This is a genomic window from Micromonospora sp. L32 (assembly GCF_052068055.1).
Classification (GTDB): Bacteria; Actinomycetota; Actinomycetes; order Mycobacteriales; family Micromonosporaceae; genus Micromonospora; species Micromonospora purpureochromogenes.
In genome coordinates this window covers 250,057-267,488 of sequence record NZ_JBQHDD010000003.1, presented here as the reverse complement: position 1 = coordinate 267,488, position 17,432 = coordinate 250,057, and the positions used below count along the sequence as shown (strand labels likewise).

The window sequence follows — 17,432 nt, the reverse complement described above, 5'->3', positions numbered from 1 at the left end:
CGGCTAGTCCAGCCGCCGCTCCACCGCCAGCCGGGACCGGGTGAACAGGCCCGCGCCGAGCATCGCCACCAGCGGCACCACCACCAGCACCCCGAGGGTCGGCCAGGGCACCACCACCGGGTACGGCGTCTCCATCGGCCAGGCCTCGGCGTACTGGCGGTTGACCGAGGTCAGGATGATCACCGCCGAGCCGAGACCGGCCACGATGCCCAGCACCGAGCCGAGACCGGCGATCACTCCGGCCTGGCAGAGGGAGAGCACCCGGCGTACCCCCGGACTGGCGCCGACGGCGGCGAGCGTGGACAGGTCCCGGCGGCCCTCCGCCGCGGCGAGCCCGGTGGCCGTGCCGGCCGCGCCCAGGGTGATCACGCCGGCGCCCAGCGCCAGCAGGAGCAGCAGCGGGCGCTGGTCCGACGCCGGCGGCCCCGACTCCACCTCGACCAGCACCGGGACCAGCGACCGCAGCTCGGCGGCGAGACGCCGCTGCTGGGCGGCGCTCGGCGTGCCGTCGGTCTGCACCGCGTAGCCGAGGTGTTCGGCGGCCAGGCCGAGCCTCGTCGCCGTCGGGGCGGAGAGGACCAGCCGGTCGACCGGCAGGCCACCGCGCAGCACGTACCCGGGGACGGCGACGGTGGTGCTCGCCGGCGGACCGGAACCTGGGTACGCCCGGTCGGCCGTCACCGCCACCGTCCCGTCCACCAGGTACCGCGGGTCGGTCACCACCACTCCGCCGGCCCGCAGCACGGCTGTCGCCCGCGCCACCTCGTCCGGCGGGGCGTCGGTGAGCGCCGGCAGGGCGGCCCCGTCGTCCACCAGCACCGGCAGGTACATCCCCTGCGGATCGGCCGTCGGCCGCCGGCAGCGCGGGTCCGCCAGGGCGCGCTGCCGGGCGGCGGCCGACCGCAACACCTCCGCCTCGAACGGGCAGACCTGCTCGGGCGGCAGCATCGCGGTGACCGTGCAGTAGTCGTCGGGCTCGCGGGGCGCCGCGCAGATCGGCACGTCGACCGGGCCGACCGAGCCGGCGGGGAGCACCGCCCGCACCCGGTCGGCGACGGCGGGCACCGGCGGCAGGACCCCCCCGTTCTCCGACGCGGACCGCAGCAGCAGCACGTGACCGGGCGGGAGGCCGGGCTGCCAGTCGGCGCGGGTGCGGGCGTCGTCGCTGGCGACGTAGACGCCGAGGGCGACGCTGCCGGCGACCGCGGCCATCACCGCGGAGATGGCCGGGCCCGCGGAGGAGCGGTTGCGGCTGGCGTCGCGCAGCGCGATCCGCGGCGCCAGCGGCAGCGCCCGGCCGGCCCGGGCGAGCAGCCCGATCAGCGTGGGAGTGGCGAAGACCAGCCCCAGCTCGCCGAGGGTCAGCCCGGCGAGGATCACCGTCGGCCCGCTCCGTTGCGCCCCGAACGCGGCGATCCCGGACCCGACGACGGTCAGCGCCACGCCGAGGACGAGCCAGCGGCGGCGGTGCGGCGGAACGGTGCGCCGTCCGGCCAGGCCCGCCACCACGTCCTGCCGGGCGGCGGCCCAGGCCGGGGCGAGCGCGGCCAGCACCCCGGCCAGCACGGCCACCGCCGCGATCAGGGCCAGCGCCGCCGGGAAGACCCGGTAGCCGCCGGCGCGGGCACCGAAGAGGTACTGCTCGACCAGCGGCCGGCCGGCGAACGCGGCGGCGATGCCGAGCGCGAGCCCGAGCGCCGCCCCGCCGGCGCCCAGCACCACCCCGTCGGCGAGCACGATCCGGCGCAGGTGGACCGCGTCGCCGCCGGCCACCGCCACCAGGGCGAGATCCCGGCGTCGCCGGCGGACGCCGACGGCGAAGGCCGGCCCGACCATCAGTACGACCTCCAGCAGGCCGAGCCCGCCGACCAGCACCAGCGTGCCGGTCTCCTCGGCGTCGCCCGGGACCGGCGTACGGGTGACGTCGGCCTCGACGACCGCCGCGCCGGGGACCGGGGTCCGCGAGCTGATCGCGAACCCGTGCGCGTTGAGCCGGTCGGTCAGCGTCGCGTCCACCGGTCCCGGCAGGTCGACCAGCCAGCTCTCCTCCGCGGCGCTCTCCGGCGGGGGCGCCGCCCCCGGGTGTAGCGCGACCACCTCGGTCAGGTCGTCGGGGAACTCCACCACGCCGACCACGGCGTGGCTCCGGGAGCCGTCGGCCAGGGTCACCCGCTCGCCCACCTCGGCTCCGAGGCGGCGCAACGCCCGGGCGCTGACCGCGATCTCGTCGGGGCCGGTGGGCGTCCGGCCGGCGCGCAGCCGGGCCGTCGACCGGGCGAGCGGGTCGGCCAGGTCGAGCGACCGGCCGTGGAAAGCCACGAGGTCGTCGTCGACGCGTACCTCGAACGGCACCCACCAGCGCACCCGGGCGACCCGGCTGCCGGCCGGCAGCAGCGCGACGACCTCCTCGGCGGTGACCCGGCGGCTGCGCGACGGGTCGTCCCCGATCGGGTAGGCGTTGTCGCCCCACGGGTCCTGCGTCACCGCGGTGTCGGCGATCCAGCGCAGCTCGGCGTCGGCGTCGCCGAGCCGCTGCGCGGCGCGTTCGCCGCGGGTGAGCGCGGCCATGTCGTAGCTGACCGCGACGAAGGTCAGCGCCAGCACCGGCAGCGTGATCATCGCCAGCACCAGCGCGGTACGCCCGCGCGCCCGGCGCGCCTCCCGGCGGGCGATCCGCAGCGCGGCCCGCCACGACCCGACCGCCCCGGCGAAGCGCCCGTTGCCGCGCCGCACCGGCGACCGCCTCACCGACCGCTGCCGGAGAGCAGTTGCTCGACGCCGCCCAGCGGCGCGGTGGAGTCGACCATCACTCCGTCGCGCAGGAAGACCACCCGGTCGGCCCAGCCGGCGTGCCGGGCCTCGTGGGTGACCAGCACGCCGGCCGCTCCCGCGTCGACCCGGCGGCGCAGCAGGGCCAGCACCGCCTCCCCGGTCTGCGAGTCCAGCGCCCCGGTGGGCTCGTCGGCCAGCACCAGCCGGCGCTCGCCCACCAGTGCGCGGGCGATCGCCACCCGCTGCTGCTGGCCGCCGGACAGCTGGTCGGGGAAGCGCCCGCCGAGCCCGGTCAGCCCCACCTCGTCCAGCGCGGCCAGCGCCGCCCGGCGCGCGGGCCGGACGCCGACGCCGTCGAGTTCGAGGGGAAGCGCCACGTTCTCCGCGGCGGTGAGGCTGCCGAGCAGGTTGAGGTCCTGGAAGACGTAACCGATCCGGCGGCGGCGCAGCCGGGCCAGCTCGCGGCGGTCGAGCGCGCCCAGGGACTGGCCCTCGACCCGCACCTCACCGGCGGTGGGTCTGTCCAGCCCGCCGGCCAGGGTCAGCAGGGTCGACTTGCCGGAGCCGGAGGGGCCCATCACGGCGACCAGCTCGCCCGGTTCGACGGTGAGGCTCACCCCGCGCAGCGCGTGCACGGCGGCCGCGCCCCCGCCGTGGGTGCGGTGCACCTCCCGCAGCTCGAGCACCGGGCCGCCGGCCGCGCTCACCGCACGCCCGCCCGCTCGTGGTCGCCGTCGGTCACCGGTGGGCCTCCTCGTCGGCGTGCCACACCGCGCCGGGCCGCTCGGCCGGGCTCGTGGGCGGGGCCGGGCGGTACCGGACCAGGCTCGTCTCGCAGTGGTCCAGCCAGCGGATCTCCGCCTCGGCCTGGAACACCATCGCGTCCAGCACCAGCCGCCAGGGCAGGTCCTCCGGCCGGTCGCTGGCGAACTTCAACCGGGTCAACTCCTGCAGCGTGCGCATGGTCGCGCTGCGCTGGGTCTGCACCACGGACCGGACGTCGACGCCGGGGGTGGTCAGCGCCAGGGCCAGCTTGATGGAAAGTTCGTCCCGGGGCCGGTCGGCGCGGCTGATCGGGGTGGCGAACCAGAGCGCCAGGTCCGCCCGCCCGGCGTCGGTGATCTCGTACGGCCGCTGCCCGCCCTCGTGCTCGGGCAGCGAACGGACCAGGCCGTCGCGTTCCAGCCGGTTGAGGGTGGTGTAGACCTGCCCGATGTTCAGCGGCCAGGTCGAGCCGGTCGACTCCTCGAACGCGGCGCGCAGCTGGTAGCCGTACATCTGGCCACGCTCGAGCAGGGCGAGCAGGCCGTGACGGATGGACATGGCAACGGAGTATGCATACCTGGTATGCGCTCCGCAACCGGAGCGCGGGTCGGCACGCTCAGGTGGGCCGGCCGGGGAACGCCACGGTGACCGGCGACACCCCGGCGGTCCGCCGCCACCGGGTGGCGCGCACGGCGCAGTCGGTCAGCGCGTTCAACGCCCGGGTGCGGTCCGCGCCGGTGGTCACCGGCAGCGCCGCGCGCCAGAACGCCGCCGTCCGCTCCTCGATCTCCACCGCCAGCCGCAGCGCGGCGGCCCGGTCGGTGACTCCGAACGGCAGCGCGTAGCCGGCCCGGTCCGCCGGGACCTGGCCACCCCCGGCGCTGAGCTGGAGCACCAGCGCGTCGCGCCGGGCCCGGTGCGCCGCCTCGGCCGACCGGGCGTCGCGGCGGGCGGCGTCGGTGAGCCGTACCCCGATCGGGCCGTACGCGAAGATCGCCGCGTACTCGGCGGCCAGCGCGTCCGCCAGCGCCTGGGCCGGGTCGGTGGGTGCCTGTCGTCGGGTCACCGCAGCACCTCCACGTGGGTGGCCCGGGCGGCGGCGATCGAGCCGAGCACGGCGGCCCGCTCCGCCGGGGCCGCCCCGCACGCCTTCGCGGCCGACTCCCGGCCGCGCTTTTCCGCCGCGCGCAGCTCGGCGAGCAGTCCGTCCCGCTCCGTCCCCGGCGGGGTGGCGCCGGCGGCAGGGGAGCCGGCGGGCGCGGGGCGCCCGATCAGCCGCTGGATCTCCTCGGCGTGTGCGGCGTGCGCGTCGGCGATCGGGGTGAGCCGGTCGGCCAGCGTCGGATCGGCCGCGACGGCGGCCCGGTGCCGGGCGGCCAGCTCGCGTGACTCGGCCGCCAGCGGCTCCAGCGGGTCGGGCGGCGGGGGCGGTTCGTTCCGGTCGAAAAGATCACAGCCAGTCAGCGGCAGGGTCACGCCGCCGGCCGTCAGGAGTGCCCCCGCGCGCAGCACCGCCCGCCGGGTTTGCCCCGGTCCACCGCGCTGCGTAGTCGTTCTTCCCGTCGCCACCGGTCAAGTCAACACCATCTCCGCCGTCAGGTGGGCGACCGGCGTCGGTGCGCCGCCCGGCCCGGCACCCGCCCGGCGCGTTACGCTCTGCGCAGCCACCGGCGCGTTCGCCCCGGTGGCGTGTGGGCATGCGGGCCACCGGGCCGCCGCACAACAGGAGAAGGGTGCGCCAGATGACGCAGCGTGGCCGTGCCACCAGGCCGACGGGCCCGACGGGGCGACCCCGTCGTACCGACGGCCCCCGGGGCGGGGACCGTGCGGGCGCACCCCGGGGCGGTGACCTCGCCGCCCGGCGCAACCGGCTGCGCGAGGTGATCGAGCCCGTCGTGCAGGGTGCCGGGTACGACCTGGAGGACCTGTCGGTGTCCCGGGCCGGCCGGCGGCACGTCGTACGCGTGATCGTGGACGCCGACGGCGGAATCAACCTGGACGGCGTCGCGGACGTCTCCCGGGCGGTCTCGGCGGCGCTGGACGCGGCCGAGGAGGCCGGCGGCGACCTCGTGGCGGGCGAGTACCAGCTCGAGGTCAGCTCACCCGGCGTGGACCGGCCGCTCACCCTGCCCCGGCACTGGCGGCGCAACGTGGGCCGGCTGGTCAAGGTGACCACCCGGGCCGGCGCGGGCCTGCCCGGGCCGCGCGGCGAGCAGCCCGCCGGCGACCGCCAGGTCACCGGCCGGGTGGTGGCGGCGGACGACGAGCGCGTGGTGCTGGAGACCGATTCCGGCCGCGCCGAGCACCCGTACGCCGAGCTCGGCCCCGGCCGGGTGCAGGTCGAGTTCACCCGCCTCGACGAGATCGACGAGGCCGGCGACGACACCGACATTGACGACATTGACGACATCGACGACGAAGATGATGTGGAGGACGAGGAGAGGTGAACATCGACCTCGCGGCGCTGCGCGCACTCGAGCGCGAGCGGGAGATCCCGTTCGACACGATCCTCGCGGCGATCGAGACCGCGCTGCTGACCGCCTACCGGCACACCGACGGGGCCGAACCGCACGCCCGGGTGGAGATCGACCGCAAGACCGGGGCCGCCCTGGTCTACGCGCAGGAGGTCGACTCCGACGGCACCGTGGTGCGGGAGTGGGACGACACCCCGCACGACTTCGGGCGGATCGCCGCCATGACCGCCAAGCAGGTGATCCTCCAGCGGCTGCGGGAGGCCACCGACGAGGTGCACTTCGGCGAGTACGTCGGCCGCGAGGGTGACCTGGTCACCGGGGTGGTGCAGGCGCACGAGGCGCGGGTCGAGAAGGGCATCGTCAGCGTCGACCTGGGCAAGCTGGAGGGCGTCCTGCCGCAGTCCGAGCAGGTGCCCGGCGAGCGGTACGTCCACGGCGAGCGGATCCGCTGCGTCGTGGTGCACGTGGCCAAGGGGATGCGCGGCCCGCAGATCACCCTCTCCCGCTCGCACCCCGCGCTGGTCAAGAAGCTCTTCGCGCTGGAGGTGCCGGAGATCGCCGACGGCACGGTGGAGATCGGCGCGATCGCGCGTGAGGCAGGTCACCGTACGAAGATCGCGGTGCGCTCCACCACGCAGGGCGTGAACGCCAAGGGCGCCTGCATCGGCCCGATGGGCCAGCGGGTCCGCGCGGTGATGAGCGAGCTGCACGGTGAGAAGATCGACATCATCGACTGGTCGGACGACCCGGCGACCTTCGTCGGCAACGCGTTGTCGCCGGCCAAGGCCCTGCGCGTCGAGGTGGTCGACCTGGCCAGCCGGACGGCCCGGGTGACCGTGCCGGACTTCCAGCTCTCGCTGGCGATCGGACGCGAGGGGCAGAACGCCCGGCTTGCCGCCCGACTGACCGGTTGGCGGATCGACATCCGCTCGGACGCGGAGCAGACCAGCCCGGCGGGACGGGGCGGGGCTGATCACGTGCCGGAGCCGGGCGGCGCGATCTCGAGCAGCTAGGGGTAGACTTCCTCCAGTGGTACGACGCGCGCAGCCGGAGCGCACCTGTGTGGGTTGCCGGAGACGTGCGCCGGCCAGCGAATTGCTGCGGATCGTCGCGGTCGGCGACGAGGCTGGTCACAGCCTCCGGCCCGATCCGGCCCGCAGGCTGCCGGGTCGGGGAGCGCACATGCACCCGGATCCGGCCTGCTTCGCGCAGGCGGTGCGGCGGCGCGCCTTCGGGCGTGCGCTGCGCATCACCGGGGTCCTCGACCACGGCGAGCTGGCGGAGCACGTCGATGCGCCAACCACTACGTCCGGTCAACCCGACCGGGCGAGGGTCGCTAGCAGGGTAGGACGACCGACATGAGCACACGATGAAGTCCCTGAAATGACCAGGCTTCAAGTGCACGAGTGAGGTTGTTGCGGGTACTGCCCGCACGACCTCGGAGTGAGGAGTGCAGTGGCAGGTAAGGCCCGCGTACACGAGCTGGCAAAAGAGCTCGGGGTCGAAAGCAAGACCGTTCTCGCCAAGCTGAAGGAAATGGGCGAGTTCGTGAAGTCCGCGTCCAGCACCGTCGAGGCGCCCGTCGCCCGACGGCTGCGTGGCGCATTCGTCGCGTCCGCCGGAGGTGCCTCGGCGCAGGCCGCCCCGCCGGCGGCCGCACCGACTCCGGCCTCGACCCCGACGCCGTCCCCGGCCCCGGGCGCCCCCCGGGTGTCGGCCAAGCCGATGCCGCCCCGGCGGCCGGCCGCGCCGACCCCTGGGCCGAAGCCCAAGGGCCCCGTTCCCGGTCCGCCGCAGCCGGCGGCCCCGGTCGCCAAGCCGGCGAGCGCCCACGACATCGAGGTGGCGGCCGCCGAGGCGCGTGCCGCCGCGCTGAAGGCTGAGCAGGAGGCCGCGGTCAAGGCCGCGCAGGCCGCCCGCCAGCAGCAGCGCGAGAACGTCCGACGGGAGCCCCCGACCGAGGGTGGTCCCCGTCCGGGTCCCCGCCCGGGTCCCAACGCCGTGCCGCCGCGTCCGGGTACCCCGGCCGCCGGTCGTCCCGGCGCGCCGGCCCCGGGTCCGGGTGCCCGTCCGGGCGGTCGTCCGCCGGCGCGCGGCGCCGGTAACAACCCGTTCGGTATCCAGGGCGGCCAGCAGCGGCCGCCGGCCGCCGGTGGCCCCCGGCCCAGCCCGGCGGGCATGCCGCCGCGGCCGAGCCCGGCCTCCATGCCGCCGCGGCCCAGCCCGGCCTCCATGCCGAGCCAGCGTCCGACCACCGGTCGCCCCGGCGGTCCCGGTGGCGGTCGTGGCGGCCCCGGTGGCGGCGCAGGTCGTCCCGGCGGCGGCGCTGGCGGTGGCTTCCGCCCCGGTGGCGGTGGCGGTGGCGCTGGCGGTGGCTTCCGTGGCGGTCCCGGTGGCGGCGGCGGTGGCGGTGGCTTCCGTGGCGGTCCCGGTGGCGGCGGCGGTGCTCCGGGCGGCGGTTTCCGTCCGGGTGCCCCGGCCGGCGGCGGTGGTCGTCCCGGTGGCGGTGGTCGTGGCCGTGGCGGCGGTGCCGCGGGTGCCTTCGGGCGTCCGGGTGGCCGGCCGACCCGCGGTCGCAAGTCCAAGAAGCAGCGCAGACAGGAGTTCGACAACCTGTCGGCCCCGACCATGAGCTCGGGTGCCCCCCGGGGTCAGGGTCAGGTCGTCCGGCTCTCCCGTGGCGCTTCGCTGTCGGACTTCGCCGACAAGATCAACGCCAACCCGGGTTCGCTGGTCCAGGAGATGTTCAACCTGGGCGAGATGGTCACCGCGACCCAGTCCTGCTCTGACGAGACCCTGCTGCTGCTGGGTGAGCACCTCGGCTTCGACGTGCAGATCGTCAGCCCGGAGGACGAGGACCGCGAGCTGCTCGCGCAGTTCAACATCGACCTCGACGCCGAGGTCGCGGAGGAGCGGCTGGTCAGCCGGGCGCCGGTGGTGACCGTCATGGGTCACGTCGACCACGGTAAGACCAAGCTGCTCGACGCGATCCGCAAGGCGAACGTCGTGGCCGGTGAGGCGGGTGGCATCACCCAGCACATCGGTGCCTACCAGGTCCACGTCCCGCACGAGGGCGAGGACCGGGCGGTGACCTTCATCGACACCCCGGGTCACGAGGCGTTCACCGCCATGCGTGCCCGTGGTGCCCAGGTGACGGACATCGTGGTGCTGGTGGTCGCGGCCGACGACGGCGTGATGCCGCAGACGATCGAGGCGTTGAACCACGCCAAGGCGGCCGACGTGCCGATCGTGGTGGCGGTCAACAAGGTCGACAAGCCCGAGGCCAACCCGGACAAGGTCCGCCAGCAGCTGACCGAGTACGGGCTGGTCGCCGAGGAGTACGGCGGCGACACCATGTTCGTCAACGTGGCCGCCAAGCCGGGTATCGGCATCGACGCCCTGCTCGAGGCGGTCCTGCTGACCGCCGACGCGTCGCTGGAGCTGACCGCTCCGATCGACGGGCCGGCGCAGGGTGTGGCCATCGAGGCGCACCTGGACAAGGGTCGCGGTGCGGTGGCGACGGTGCTGGTGCAGAAGGGCACCCTGCGGGCGGGCGACTCCATCGTCGCCGGCGGGGCGCACGGCCGGGTTCGGGCGATGCTCGACGAGAACGGCAACCAGGTCGCCGAGGCAGGACCGGCCCGTCCGGTGCTCGTCCTCGGTCTGACCGCGGTGCCGGGCGCCGGCGACACCTTCCTGGCGGCGGCCGACGACCGTACGGTTCGGCAGATCGCCGAGCAGCGGCAGGCACGGCGGCGGGCGGCGTCCTTCGCCAACTCCCGCGGTCGGGCCACCCTCGAGACGCTCATGGAGCAGCTCAAGGAGGGCGAGAAGACCTCGCTCAACCTGGTGCTCAAGGGCGACGTCTCCGGTTCGGTGGAGGCCCTCGAGGACGCGCTGTTCAACCTCGACATCCCGGAGGAGGTCCAGCTCAGGATCATCCACCGGGGCGTGGGTGCGATCACCGAGAGCGACGTCATGCTCGCGAGCGCCTCGTCCGAGGCGGTCACGATCATCGGCTTCAACGTGCGGGCCGCCAACAAGGTCCGCGAGATCGCCGACCGCGAGGGCGTGGAGATCCGGTACTACACGGTCATCTACCAGGCCATCGAGGAGATCGACGCCGCGCTCAAGGGTCTGCTCAAGCCGGAGTACGAGGAGGTCGAGCTGGGCAGCGCGGAGATTCGCGACGTCTTCCGCTCGTCCAAGATCGGCAACATCTCCGGTTGTATCGTCCGGTCCGGCATCATCCGCCGCAACGCCAAGGCGCGGCTGCTGCGGGACGGGGCGGTCGTGGCGGACAACCTCACGATCAGCTCCCTCAAGCGGTTCAAGGACGACGCGACGGAGGTCCGCGAGGGCTTCGAGTGTGGTCTGACGCTGGCCGGTTTCAACAACGTCCAGGTCGGCGACATCATCGAGACCTTCGAGATGCGGGAGAAGCCGCGCGCCTGATCCGGTGCTGACACAGTGATCAAGGGGTTTACGCCGTCCGGCGTAAACCCCTTGATCATGTCCGGGGATGTCCGTATCGTCCGGAGCGATGTACACGGGAACCGCGGTCTTCGACCTGCTGCTGCCGGGCGACTCACGGTCGCTCAAGGCCAAGAGATCATATGTACGCCCCATCGTGGCGGCGCTGCGCCGATTCGAGGTGTCGGCCGCCGAGGTGGGCGCGTTGGACCTGCACGGCCGGGCCGAGATCGGCGTGGCCGTGGTGGCCGCCGAGGCGGCCCACGTGCGCGAGGTGCTCGACTCCTGTGAGCGCCTGGTGGCCGGGCGCCCCGAGGCCGAACTGCTGTCGGTGCGCCGCCGGTTGCACGGCGAGGACGACTGACGCCGGGGTGGCCGTCGCCACCGGCGGTGCCGCGCGACCGGCCCGGCCGCGCGGGTAGTGTTCGACATGTTGGGCGGTCGGTCCCGGCGGCGCCCTGCGCCGTCGTGCCGGCCGGGAGCAGAACGCCCTGGAGGTGGGGGACATGACGGATCCGGCCAAGGTACGCCGGCACGCGGAGCGCATTCGCGAACTGGTCGCGTCGGTGGTGCGGAGCCAGATCAAGGACCCCCGGCTCGGGATGATCACCATCACCGACGCCCGGATCACCGCCGACCTGCGCGACGCCACCGTCTTCTACACCGTGCTGGGTGACGCGGCCGCCCAGGCCAGCACCGCCGCCGCCCTGGAGAGCGCCAAGGGCATGCTGCGCAGCACCGTCGGCAAGGCGCTCGGGCTGCGCCACTCGCCGACCCTGACCTTCGTCCTCGACGACGTGCAGGACCAGGTCAAGCACATCGACGACCTGCTCGCCGCCGCCCGCCAGTCCGACGCCGAGGTGCAGCGGCTGGCGGCCCAGGCCAAGTACGCGGGCGAGGCCCAGCCGTACCGGCTCGACGAGGACGAGGACGAGGACGCCGAGGGCGGCCGGAACGACGACGAGGGCACCCCGTCGGCCACGGATCGGCGGTGAGCGGCACCCCGGGCGCGGCCGGCGATCTGCTCACCGGGCCGGCCCGCACCGGCCCGGACGAGTCCGACTGGGCCGCCGCCGTCGCGGCGGTACGCCGACTGCCGGCCGACGCCCGGGTGCTGCTGATCTGTCACGTCAACCCGGACGGCGACGCGCTGGGCAGCATGCTCGGCTTCGGGCTCGGGCTGCGCCGGCTCGGCGTACGGCACCTCCAGGCGACCTTCCCCGGGCCGCCCGAGGTGCCCGAACCGTTCCGCTGGCTGCCGGGGCTCGACCTGCTGGTGCCGTCGACCGGGGCGTACCCGGATCCGGACCTGGTGGTCTGCTTCGACGCGGCGAGCGAGTCCCGGCTGGGTGAGCTGGTCGACCGCCTCGACACCGCCGGCGACGCGCTGGTCCTCGACCACCACGCCTCCAACACCCGGTTCGGCCGGGTGCACCTGGTCGATCCGGCGGCCGCGGCCACCTCGGTCGTCGTCGACGAGCTGCTCACCCGGCTCGACGTGCCGCTGGACGCGGAGATCGCCCAGTGTCTCTACGTCGCGTTGACCACCGACACCGGGTCGTTCCGGTTCGAGGCCACCACCCCCGCCGTGCACCAGTTCGCGGCCCGGCTGCTGGCCACCGGCATCCGCCCGGGGGACATCTCCCGCCAGGTCTTCGACACCCGGCCGTTCGGCGCTGTCCGGCTCTTCGGCGAGGTGCTGGGCCGGGCCCGCCTGGAGCCGTCGGCCGCCGCCGGCCACGGACTGGTCTGGACGTACGCGACCCAGGACGACCTGGCCCGGCACGACCAGCGCCCGTACGTGCTGGAGGCGCTGATCGACTCCGTGCGGTGCACCGCCGAGGCCGACGTGGCCTGCGTGCTCAAGCAGGTCGGCCCGGCCGAGTGGGCCGTGTCGATGCGCAGCAAGGGCGCGGTGGACGTGAGCGCCGTGGCGGTGGCGCTGGGCGGCGGCGGCCACCGGTTCGCCGCCGGGTTCACCGGGGCGGGCAGCGCCGAGGACGTGGTGCGCTCCATCCGGGCCGAGCTGGACGGCGCGCTGATCGCCCGCTGATCTCCGCGCGCCCCGAAGTGTGTTGGTCTTCCCGCGCTGTGTGAGCGCGGGGAGAATCGGAGGATGGAGCAGCCCCCCGAGCTCACCGTCGACCTGCCGCGCGCCTGGGACCGTCCGGTGGTCACGGTGCCGGTGCTGGCCTGCCTCTCCCTGGTCGGTGGGCAGCTGCCGTCCTTCTCGACACAGGCCAACCTGTGGACCCTGGGCACCGGCGGCGCGCTGATCTGGCTCGGCCTGGGCAACCGGGTGCCCCGCCGGCCGGCGCCGCACCGGCTCGGGCGGGGCGCGCTCTGGTGGGTGCTGCCGGCAGCCGTCTTCGGCGTCCTCGAGGCCGCCACCTTCGTGCTGTCGGTCGGCAACGAGTTCCCCACCTTCTCCCGGCTCGCGGACCCGCTGCTCACCGACGAACTGGTCCGCTCCGCCGCGTGGTTCGGCTGGCTGGCCGCGTTCTGGGGGCTGGTCCGGCGATGATGCGCACCCTGGCCGTCACCGGCTTCCTGACCGCCCTGCTGCTCTTCGCCGCCGTCGAGTGGGCCTCCCGCCGCCCGGGCTCCCGGGTGCCGTCGCTCGGCGACGTCTGCGCGTACGTGATGCGGTACGAGGTCGGGCCGGTTCCGGTGGGCCGGATCGGCGTGTTCGGCTTCTGGTGGTGGCTGGGTTGGCACTTCCTGGCCCGGTGAGCGCCCCGGCTGCGATCTCGTCCGAATGGCGGGAACTGTGGGCAGCATGTGGAACTGAACGTTAACTTGGGAAACGACCGGGCGCCGCGCCGCGACGCAGGTCGTGGGCGGTGGTGCCACACCCGGTGCCGCCTCCCTCCAGGGTCAGACCGACCCGGGCTCACGCTGCCAGGCGAGCCGCTCCGGTGATCCCGGACCGCCGCCGGGCGCTCAGCAGAACCGCCCGTAGGGCCGCCGTCCCCGGTGGTCCGCACCCTGGAAGGGAACTCCCATGCCGACCAAGCCCAAGCCCGAGACCACCGACGAGGCGCGCGAGCAGATGCGGCGCGCCCTGCAGACCTCGATGGACACCCGTCAGTGACGCAGCCCGACCGGCGGTGACGCCGCCGACGTCCCGCGTCGCCGACGTCGCCGCCCCTCGGCCCTGTTCTCCGGCCCGGCGCCGCCACCTGGCCCCCTTGCCGGTACCGCCCCGCCAGCCCCCTGTCGGATCCGCCCGGCGCCTGGCCCGCCTGCCCGGCTCGTCCTGTCGAGTCCCACCCGGTGCCTGGCCAGCCGTACCCAACTCGCCCACTCGGCCCCGCCCGGTCCTGCCGGACCCGCCCGACCCTGTCGGAGTCACCGGGCTGGATCCCCGCCGCCGACGCGGCCTTCCGCGCCCAGGTCGCCGCGCTCGCCGCCGGTGACCGCTGGGTGATGGACGGCAACTCGGTGCCACCCCTCGATCTCCCTCTGCCCCGCGCCGACCTGCTGGTGCTGGTCGACCTGCCCTGGCCGCTCTGCCTCGCCCGGGTCGTCCGCCGCCGCTGGGACCGCCGCGCCGCCGACCGCCCCGACCTGCCCGCCGGCTGCCCCGAACGGCTCGACCTGCTTCCGGCGCTATCCCGGCCGCTCCCGGCCCCGGGTGTTCGCCGCGGTCGCCGCCCACGCACCGGAACTGCCGGTCGTCCGGCTGCCCAGCCGCCGCCAGGTCCGCCGCTGGCTCGACACCCTCCCCTCCCGCTGAACCACCCCGTGCCCTTCCGCCCGTCCGCCGGTGCGTCGGCTCCGGTCCGTTGATCCACACGGAATGCGGCGTGTCGCGGTGTTCTTGAGCGGTGACACCGCGACATGCCGCATCTGGAGTGGATCAATCGGCCATGTCCGGGGCTGAAATCGACGACCGCCGTCGGTCGACGGACCCCCGTCGGTCGACGGCCGGCGGACCCGGCGGACCCGGCGGACCCGGCGGCTCGATTCCGGGGCGTGATCGACACGGAATGCGGCGTGTCGCGGTCTCCCGGAGCGGGGACACCGCGACACGCCGCATCTGGAGTGGATCACTCGGCCGTGTCCAGGGGCCGAAGCCGAGGGACCGCCGCCGGTCGGCGCGGTCGGCCTGCTGGTCGCGAGCCCACTCGATCTCCGTGGCGTCCAGCCCGCCGGGTCTGTCCTCCCCGCGATGCCCACCGGCTGAGCCGCCGGGTCAGTCGAGCCGCACCGTGTCCGGGCGAGCCGCCAGCCCGGAGACGAGCGACCCGAAGCCGCCGTAGGCGTAAGCGATGAATGGTCTTGCGATCCTTACCTCTCCCGTGCCAGGATCGGCGGCGATGAGTCAGACCGCCACCGCCACCGCGATCGCGCCGCCGCGCCGGATCGCCGCCCTCGCCCTGCCCGCGCTGGTGGTGCTCGCCGCCGAACCGCTCTACGTGCTGGTCGACACGGCCGTGGTGGGGCACCTCGGCCGGGTGCCGCTCGCCGCGCTGGCCGTCGGCGGCACCGTGATGACCCTCACCGCCTGGCTGGGCACCGTGCTCGCGTACGGGATCACCGGACGGGCGGCCCGGCGGTTCGGTTCCGGCGACCGGGCGGCGGCGGTGGCCGAGGGCGTGCAGGCGTCCTGGCTCGCCCTCGGGGTGGGCGTGCTCGTCGCGCTCGTCATGCAGGTCGGCGGCGGGGCGCTGGCGCGTACCCTCGCCGGGGGTGGTGACGACGTGGCCGGCGCGGCCGCGCAGTGGCTGCGGATCGCGGCGCTCGGCGCGCCTGGGCTGCTCCTCGCCGCCGCCGGCAACGGCTGGTTGCGCGGCATCCAGGACACCCGCCGCCCGCTGGTCTTCGTGCTCGCGCCCAATCTGCTCTCCGCGCTGCTCTGCCCGCTGCTGGTGTACCCGGCCGGGCTCGGGCTGGCCGGCTCGGCGGTGGCCAACGCCGTCGCCCAGACCGTCTCCGGCGCGCTCTTCGCCGCGGCGCTGGTCCGCGAGCGGGTCTCCCTGCGTCCCCGGCCCCGGCTGATCCGGCAGCAGCTGGCGCTCAGCCGCGACCTGCTGGTCCGGGGCGTCGCGTTCCAGGCCAGCTTCCTCTCCGCCACCGCGGTCGCCGCACGGTTCGGCGCCGCCGCCGTCGGCGCCCACCAGATCGCCCTGCAACTGTGGTTCTTCACCGCGCTGGTGCTCGACGCCCTCGCCATCGCGGCCCAGGCGCTGATCGGCGCCGCGCTCGGGGCCGGCGACGCCGCCGGGGCGCGGGCCCTCGCCCGCCGGTTCGCGCTGCTCGGCGGCGTCGCCGGCATCGGCTTCGCGGTGCTGATCGCCGCCGGGGCCGGCGTGGTGCCGTCCTGGTTCAGCTCCGATCCGCAGGTACGCGAGCAGGCCATGGTGGCCTGGCCCTGGTTCGTGGCAATGCAGCCGCTGGCCGGCGTGGTGTTCGCCCTCGACGGCGTGCTCATCGGCGCCGGGGACGTGCGCTACCTGCGCAACCTGACCATCGTCGCGGCGCTCGGCGGCTTCCTGCCGGCGATCTGGCTCGCCCACGGGCTCGACCTGGGGCTCGGCGGGATCTGGGCCGGGCTGACCCTGTTCATCGTGATCCGGCTGGTCGCGCTGCTGCTGCGGCTGCGCACGGGCGGGTGGGCGGTGACCGGCGCGGTCCGCTGACCGGACTGGCCCGGGTGCGGTGCCGCGTGGCGGGACGTGGCCTAGCTGTCGGTGCTGCCGTCCTGCCCCGCGCCGGCGGTTCCGGTGGGCGGCGTCACCGGTGGCGCCTCCCCGCCGACCAGCCGGACGACGGCGACGCCGACCACGATCGTCAGCGCGACCAGGAGCACGGCGACGCCCACGAGGAAGCCCGCGCCGAGCTTGCCGCGGTGCCGCGCCCAGGTCAGCCGGCGGCGTTCCGCGCCGGTCAGCTCCTGCTCCGACCCGGTCTCGGCCATCCAGGACGGCAGGCGGACCGGCTCGTCGGCGGCTCGGGACTCCGGGGACGGTGGTGGGGATGCGAGGGGCATTGTGCCGTGCGGTGACGGCGCCGGCGACCCCGTCTGGCAGGCTTGGCGGTCGTGAGCGGTGACGGGCTGATCGTGGTGGACAAGCCGGGCGGCATGACGTCGCACGACGTGGTGGCGCGGATCCGCCGGCTGGCGCGGACCCGGCGGGTGGGGCACGGTGGCACGCTCGACCCGATGGCCACCGGCGTGCTGGTGATCGGGGTGGGCCGGGCGACCCGGCTGCTGACGTACGTGATCGGCGCCGGCAAGAGCTACACCGGCACCGTGCGGCTCGGGCAGGCCACCGTCACCGACGACGCCGAGGGCGACGTGATCGCCACCACCCCGGCCGGCCAGCTCACCGACGAGGCGGTCCGGGCGGCGTTCGCCGCGCTCGCCGGCGAGGTCGACCAGGTGCCCAGCGCGGTCAGCGCCATCAAGATCAATGGGCAGCGCGCCTACAAGCGGGTACGCGAGGGCGAGAGCGTCGAGCTGCCCGCCCGGCGGGTCACCATCTCCCGCCTCGACGTGCTGGCCGTCCGCCGGGACGCCCCCGACGTGCTGGACGTGGACATCGACGTGACCTGCTCGTCCGGGACGTACATCCGGGCCATCGCGCGGGACGCGGGCCTGGCGCTGCGGGTGGGTGGACACCTGACCGCGCTGCGGCGTACCGCGGTGGGTGGCTTCCGGCTGACCGAGGCCGCCACCCTCGACGAGTTGGAGCAGCGCGCCCCCGAGGTGGTCAACCTGCCGCTCGACGCGGCCGCCGACCGGTTCTTCCCGCGTCGGGAGGCCAGCGCCGACGAGGCGAAGGTGCTCTCCCACGGCGGGCCGCTCGACGCGGCCGGCATCGCCGGGCCGTACGCGGTCTTCGGTCCCGACGGCGGCCTGATCGCTATCGTCAGCGAGCGGGACGGCCGGGCCCGCGCGGAGATCGTGCTCGCCCCGGCCTGACGGCGGTGGCGGGTGCG

At 75.2% G+C, this 17,432-nt stretch carries 17 protein-coding genes; 11 read left to right on the top strand and 6 right to left on the bottom strand.

Annotated elements, in window-relative coordinates:
- Positions 1-3: 3 nt before the first annotated feature.
- From ACTMTB_RS10115 to ACTMTB_RS10095, 5 genes are read right to left on the bottom strand one after another with little or no spacing between them, the layout of a single operon-like run.
- Positions 4-2,748 (bottom strand): FtsX-like permease family protein, encoded by a 2,745-nt coding sequence (locus ACTMTB_RS10115; protein ID WP_441144406.1) that lies wholly within the window; start codon positions 2,746-2,748, stop codon positions 4-6.
- Entirely contained in the window at positions 2,745-3,479 is a 735-nt protein-coding gene (locus tag ACTMTB_RS10110; protein WP_441144404.1) for an ABC transporter ATP-binding protein, read from the bottom strand. The genes ACTMTB_RS10115 and ACTMTB_RS10110 overlap by 4 nt, the downstream gene beginning before the upstream one ends.
- A gap of 31 nt (positions 3,480-3,510) precedes the next feature.
- Positions 3,511-4,095 (bottom strand): PadR family transcriptional regulator, encoded by a 585-nt coding sequence (locus ACTMTB_RS10105; protein ID WP_441144402.1) that lies wholly within the window; start codon positions 4,093-4,095, stop codon positions 3,511-3,513.
- 58 nt (positions 4,096-4,153) lie between these two features.
- Complete coding sequence (locus tag ACTMTB_RS10100; protein ID WP_441144400.1) at positions 4,154-4,603, bottom strand: ferritin-like domain-containing protein; 450 nt, start codon at positions 4,601-4,603, stop codon at positions 4,154-4,156.
- The gene (locus ACTMTB_RS10095) at positions 4,600-5,049 is read right to left on the bottom strand and encodes a hypothetical protein (protein WP_441144398.1); all 450 of its coding nucleotides are present in this window, start codon (positions 5,047-5,049) and stop codon (positions 4,600-4,602) included. The genes ACTMTB_RS10100 and ACTMTB_RS10095 overlap by 4 nt, the downstream gene beginning before the upstream one ends.
- 230 nt (positions 5,050-5,279) lie before the next feature.
- Between ACTMTB_RS10095 and rimP the strand changes: the two genes are divergently transcribed.
- The 10 genes from rimP (at position 5,280) to ACTMTB_RS10045 (ending at position 16,129) form a co-directional block, all read left to right on the top strand.
- Positions 5,280-5,984, top strand: coding sequence for a ribosome maturation factor RimP (gene rimP, locus ACTMTB_RS10090; RefSeq protein WP_441144396.1), 705 nt, complete (start codon positions 5,280-5,282; stop codon positions 5,982-5,984).
- The gene (nusA, locus tag ACTMTB_RS10085; RefSeq protein ID WP_154942757.1) at positions 5,981-7,024 is read left to right on the top strand and encodes a transcription termination factor NusA; all 1,044 of its coding nucleotides are present in this window, start codon (positions 5,981-5,983) and stop codon (positions 7,022-7,024) included. The genes rimP and nusA overlap by 4 nt, the downstream gene beginning before the upstream one ends.
- A gap of 16 nt (positions 7,025-7,040) precedes the next feature.
- Positions 7,041-7,373: a YlxR family protein gene (locus ACTMTB_RS10080; protein ID WP_088963420.1), complete on the top strand. Its 333-nt coding sequence runs from the start codon at positions 7,041-7,043 to the stop codon at positions 7,371-7,373.
- Between the two features lie 93 nt (positions 7,374-7,466).
- Positions 7,467-10,466, top strand: a complete 3,000-nt coding sequence (gene infB, locus ACTMTB_RS10075) for a translation initiation factor IF-2 (RefSeq protein ID WP_441144393.1) — start codon at positions 7,467-7,469, stop codon at positions 10,464-10,466.
- 88 nt (positions 10,467-10,554) lie between these two features.
- Complete coding sequence (locus ACTMTB_RS10070; protein WP_088963418.1) at positions 10,555-10,848, top strand: DUF503 domain-containing protein; 294 nt, start codon at positions 10,555-10,557, stop codon at positions 10,846-10,848.
- 142 nt (positions 10,849-10,990) lie between these two features.
- Positions 10,991-11,479: a 30S ribosome-binding factor RbfA gene (gene rbfA, locus ACTMTB_RS10065; RefSeq protein WP_441144390.1), complete on the top strand. Its 489-nt coding sequence runs from the start codon at positions 10,991-10,993 to the stop codon at positions 11,477-11,479.
- 26 nt (positions 11,480-11,505) lie between these two features.
- Positions 11,506-12,537, top strand: a complete 1,032-nt coding sequence (locus tag ACTMTB_RS10060) for a DHH family phosphoesterase (RefSeq protein ID WP_154943140.1) — start codon at positions 11,506-11,508, stop codon at positions 12,535-12,537.
- Between the two features lie 63 nt (positions 12,538-12,600).
- Positions 12,601-13,008 carry a hypothetical protein gene (locus tag ACTMTB_RS10055; protein WP_088963416.1) on the top strand — a complete coding sequence of 136 codons (408 nt, stop codon included), beginning with the start codon at positions 12,601-12,603 and terminating at the stop codon, positions 13,006-13,008.
- Complete coding sequence (locus ACTMTB_RS10050) at positions 13,008-13,217, top strand: DUF6186 family protein (RefSeq protein WP_179806287.1); 210 nt, start codon at positions 13,008-13,010, stop codon at positions 13,215-13,217. The genes ACTMTB_RS10055 and ACTMTB_RS10050 overlap by 1 nt, the downstream gene beginning before the upstream one ends.
- A 1,589-nt stretch (positions 13,218-14,806) precedes the next feature.
- The gene (locus ACTMTB_RS10045; protein ID WP_441144388.1) at positions 14,807-16,129 is read left to right on the top strand and encodes an MATE family efflux transporter; all 1,323 of its coding nucleotides are present in this window, start codon (positions 14,807-14,809) and stop codon (positions 16,127-16,129) included.
- Between the two features lie 41 nt (positions 16,130-16,170).
- Here the strand turns inward: ACTMTB_RS10045 and ACTMTB_RS10040 are convergent, their stop codons facing one another.
- Positions 16,171-16,479 (bottom strand): hypothetical protein, encoded by a 309-nt coding sequence (locus ACTMTB_RS10040; RefSeq protein WP_441144386.1) that lies wholly within the window; start codon positions 16,477-16,479, stop codon positions 16,171-16,173.
- Positions 16,480-16,530: 51 nt separating this feature from the next.
- On the opposite strand from ACTMTB_RS10040, the gene truB reads away from it, so the two are divergent.
- Positions 16,531-17,415, top strand: a complete 885-nt coding sequence (truB, locus tag ACTMTB_RS10035; RefSeq protein WP_441144384.1) for a tRNA pseudouridine(55) synthase TruB — start codon at positions 16,531-16,533, stop codon at positions 17,413-17,415.
- The last annotated feature ends 17 nt before the right edge of the window (positions 17,416-17,432 follow it).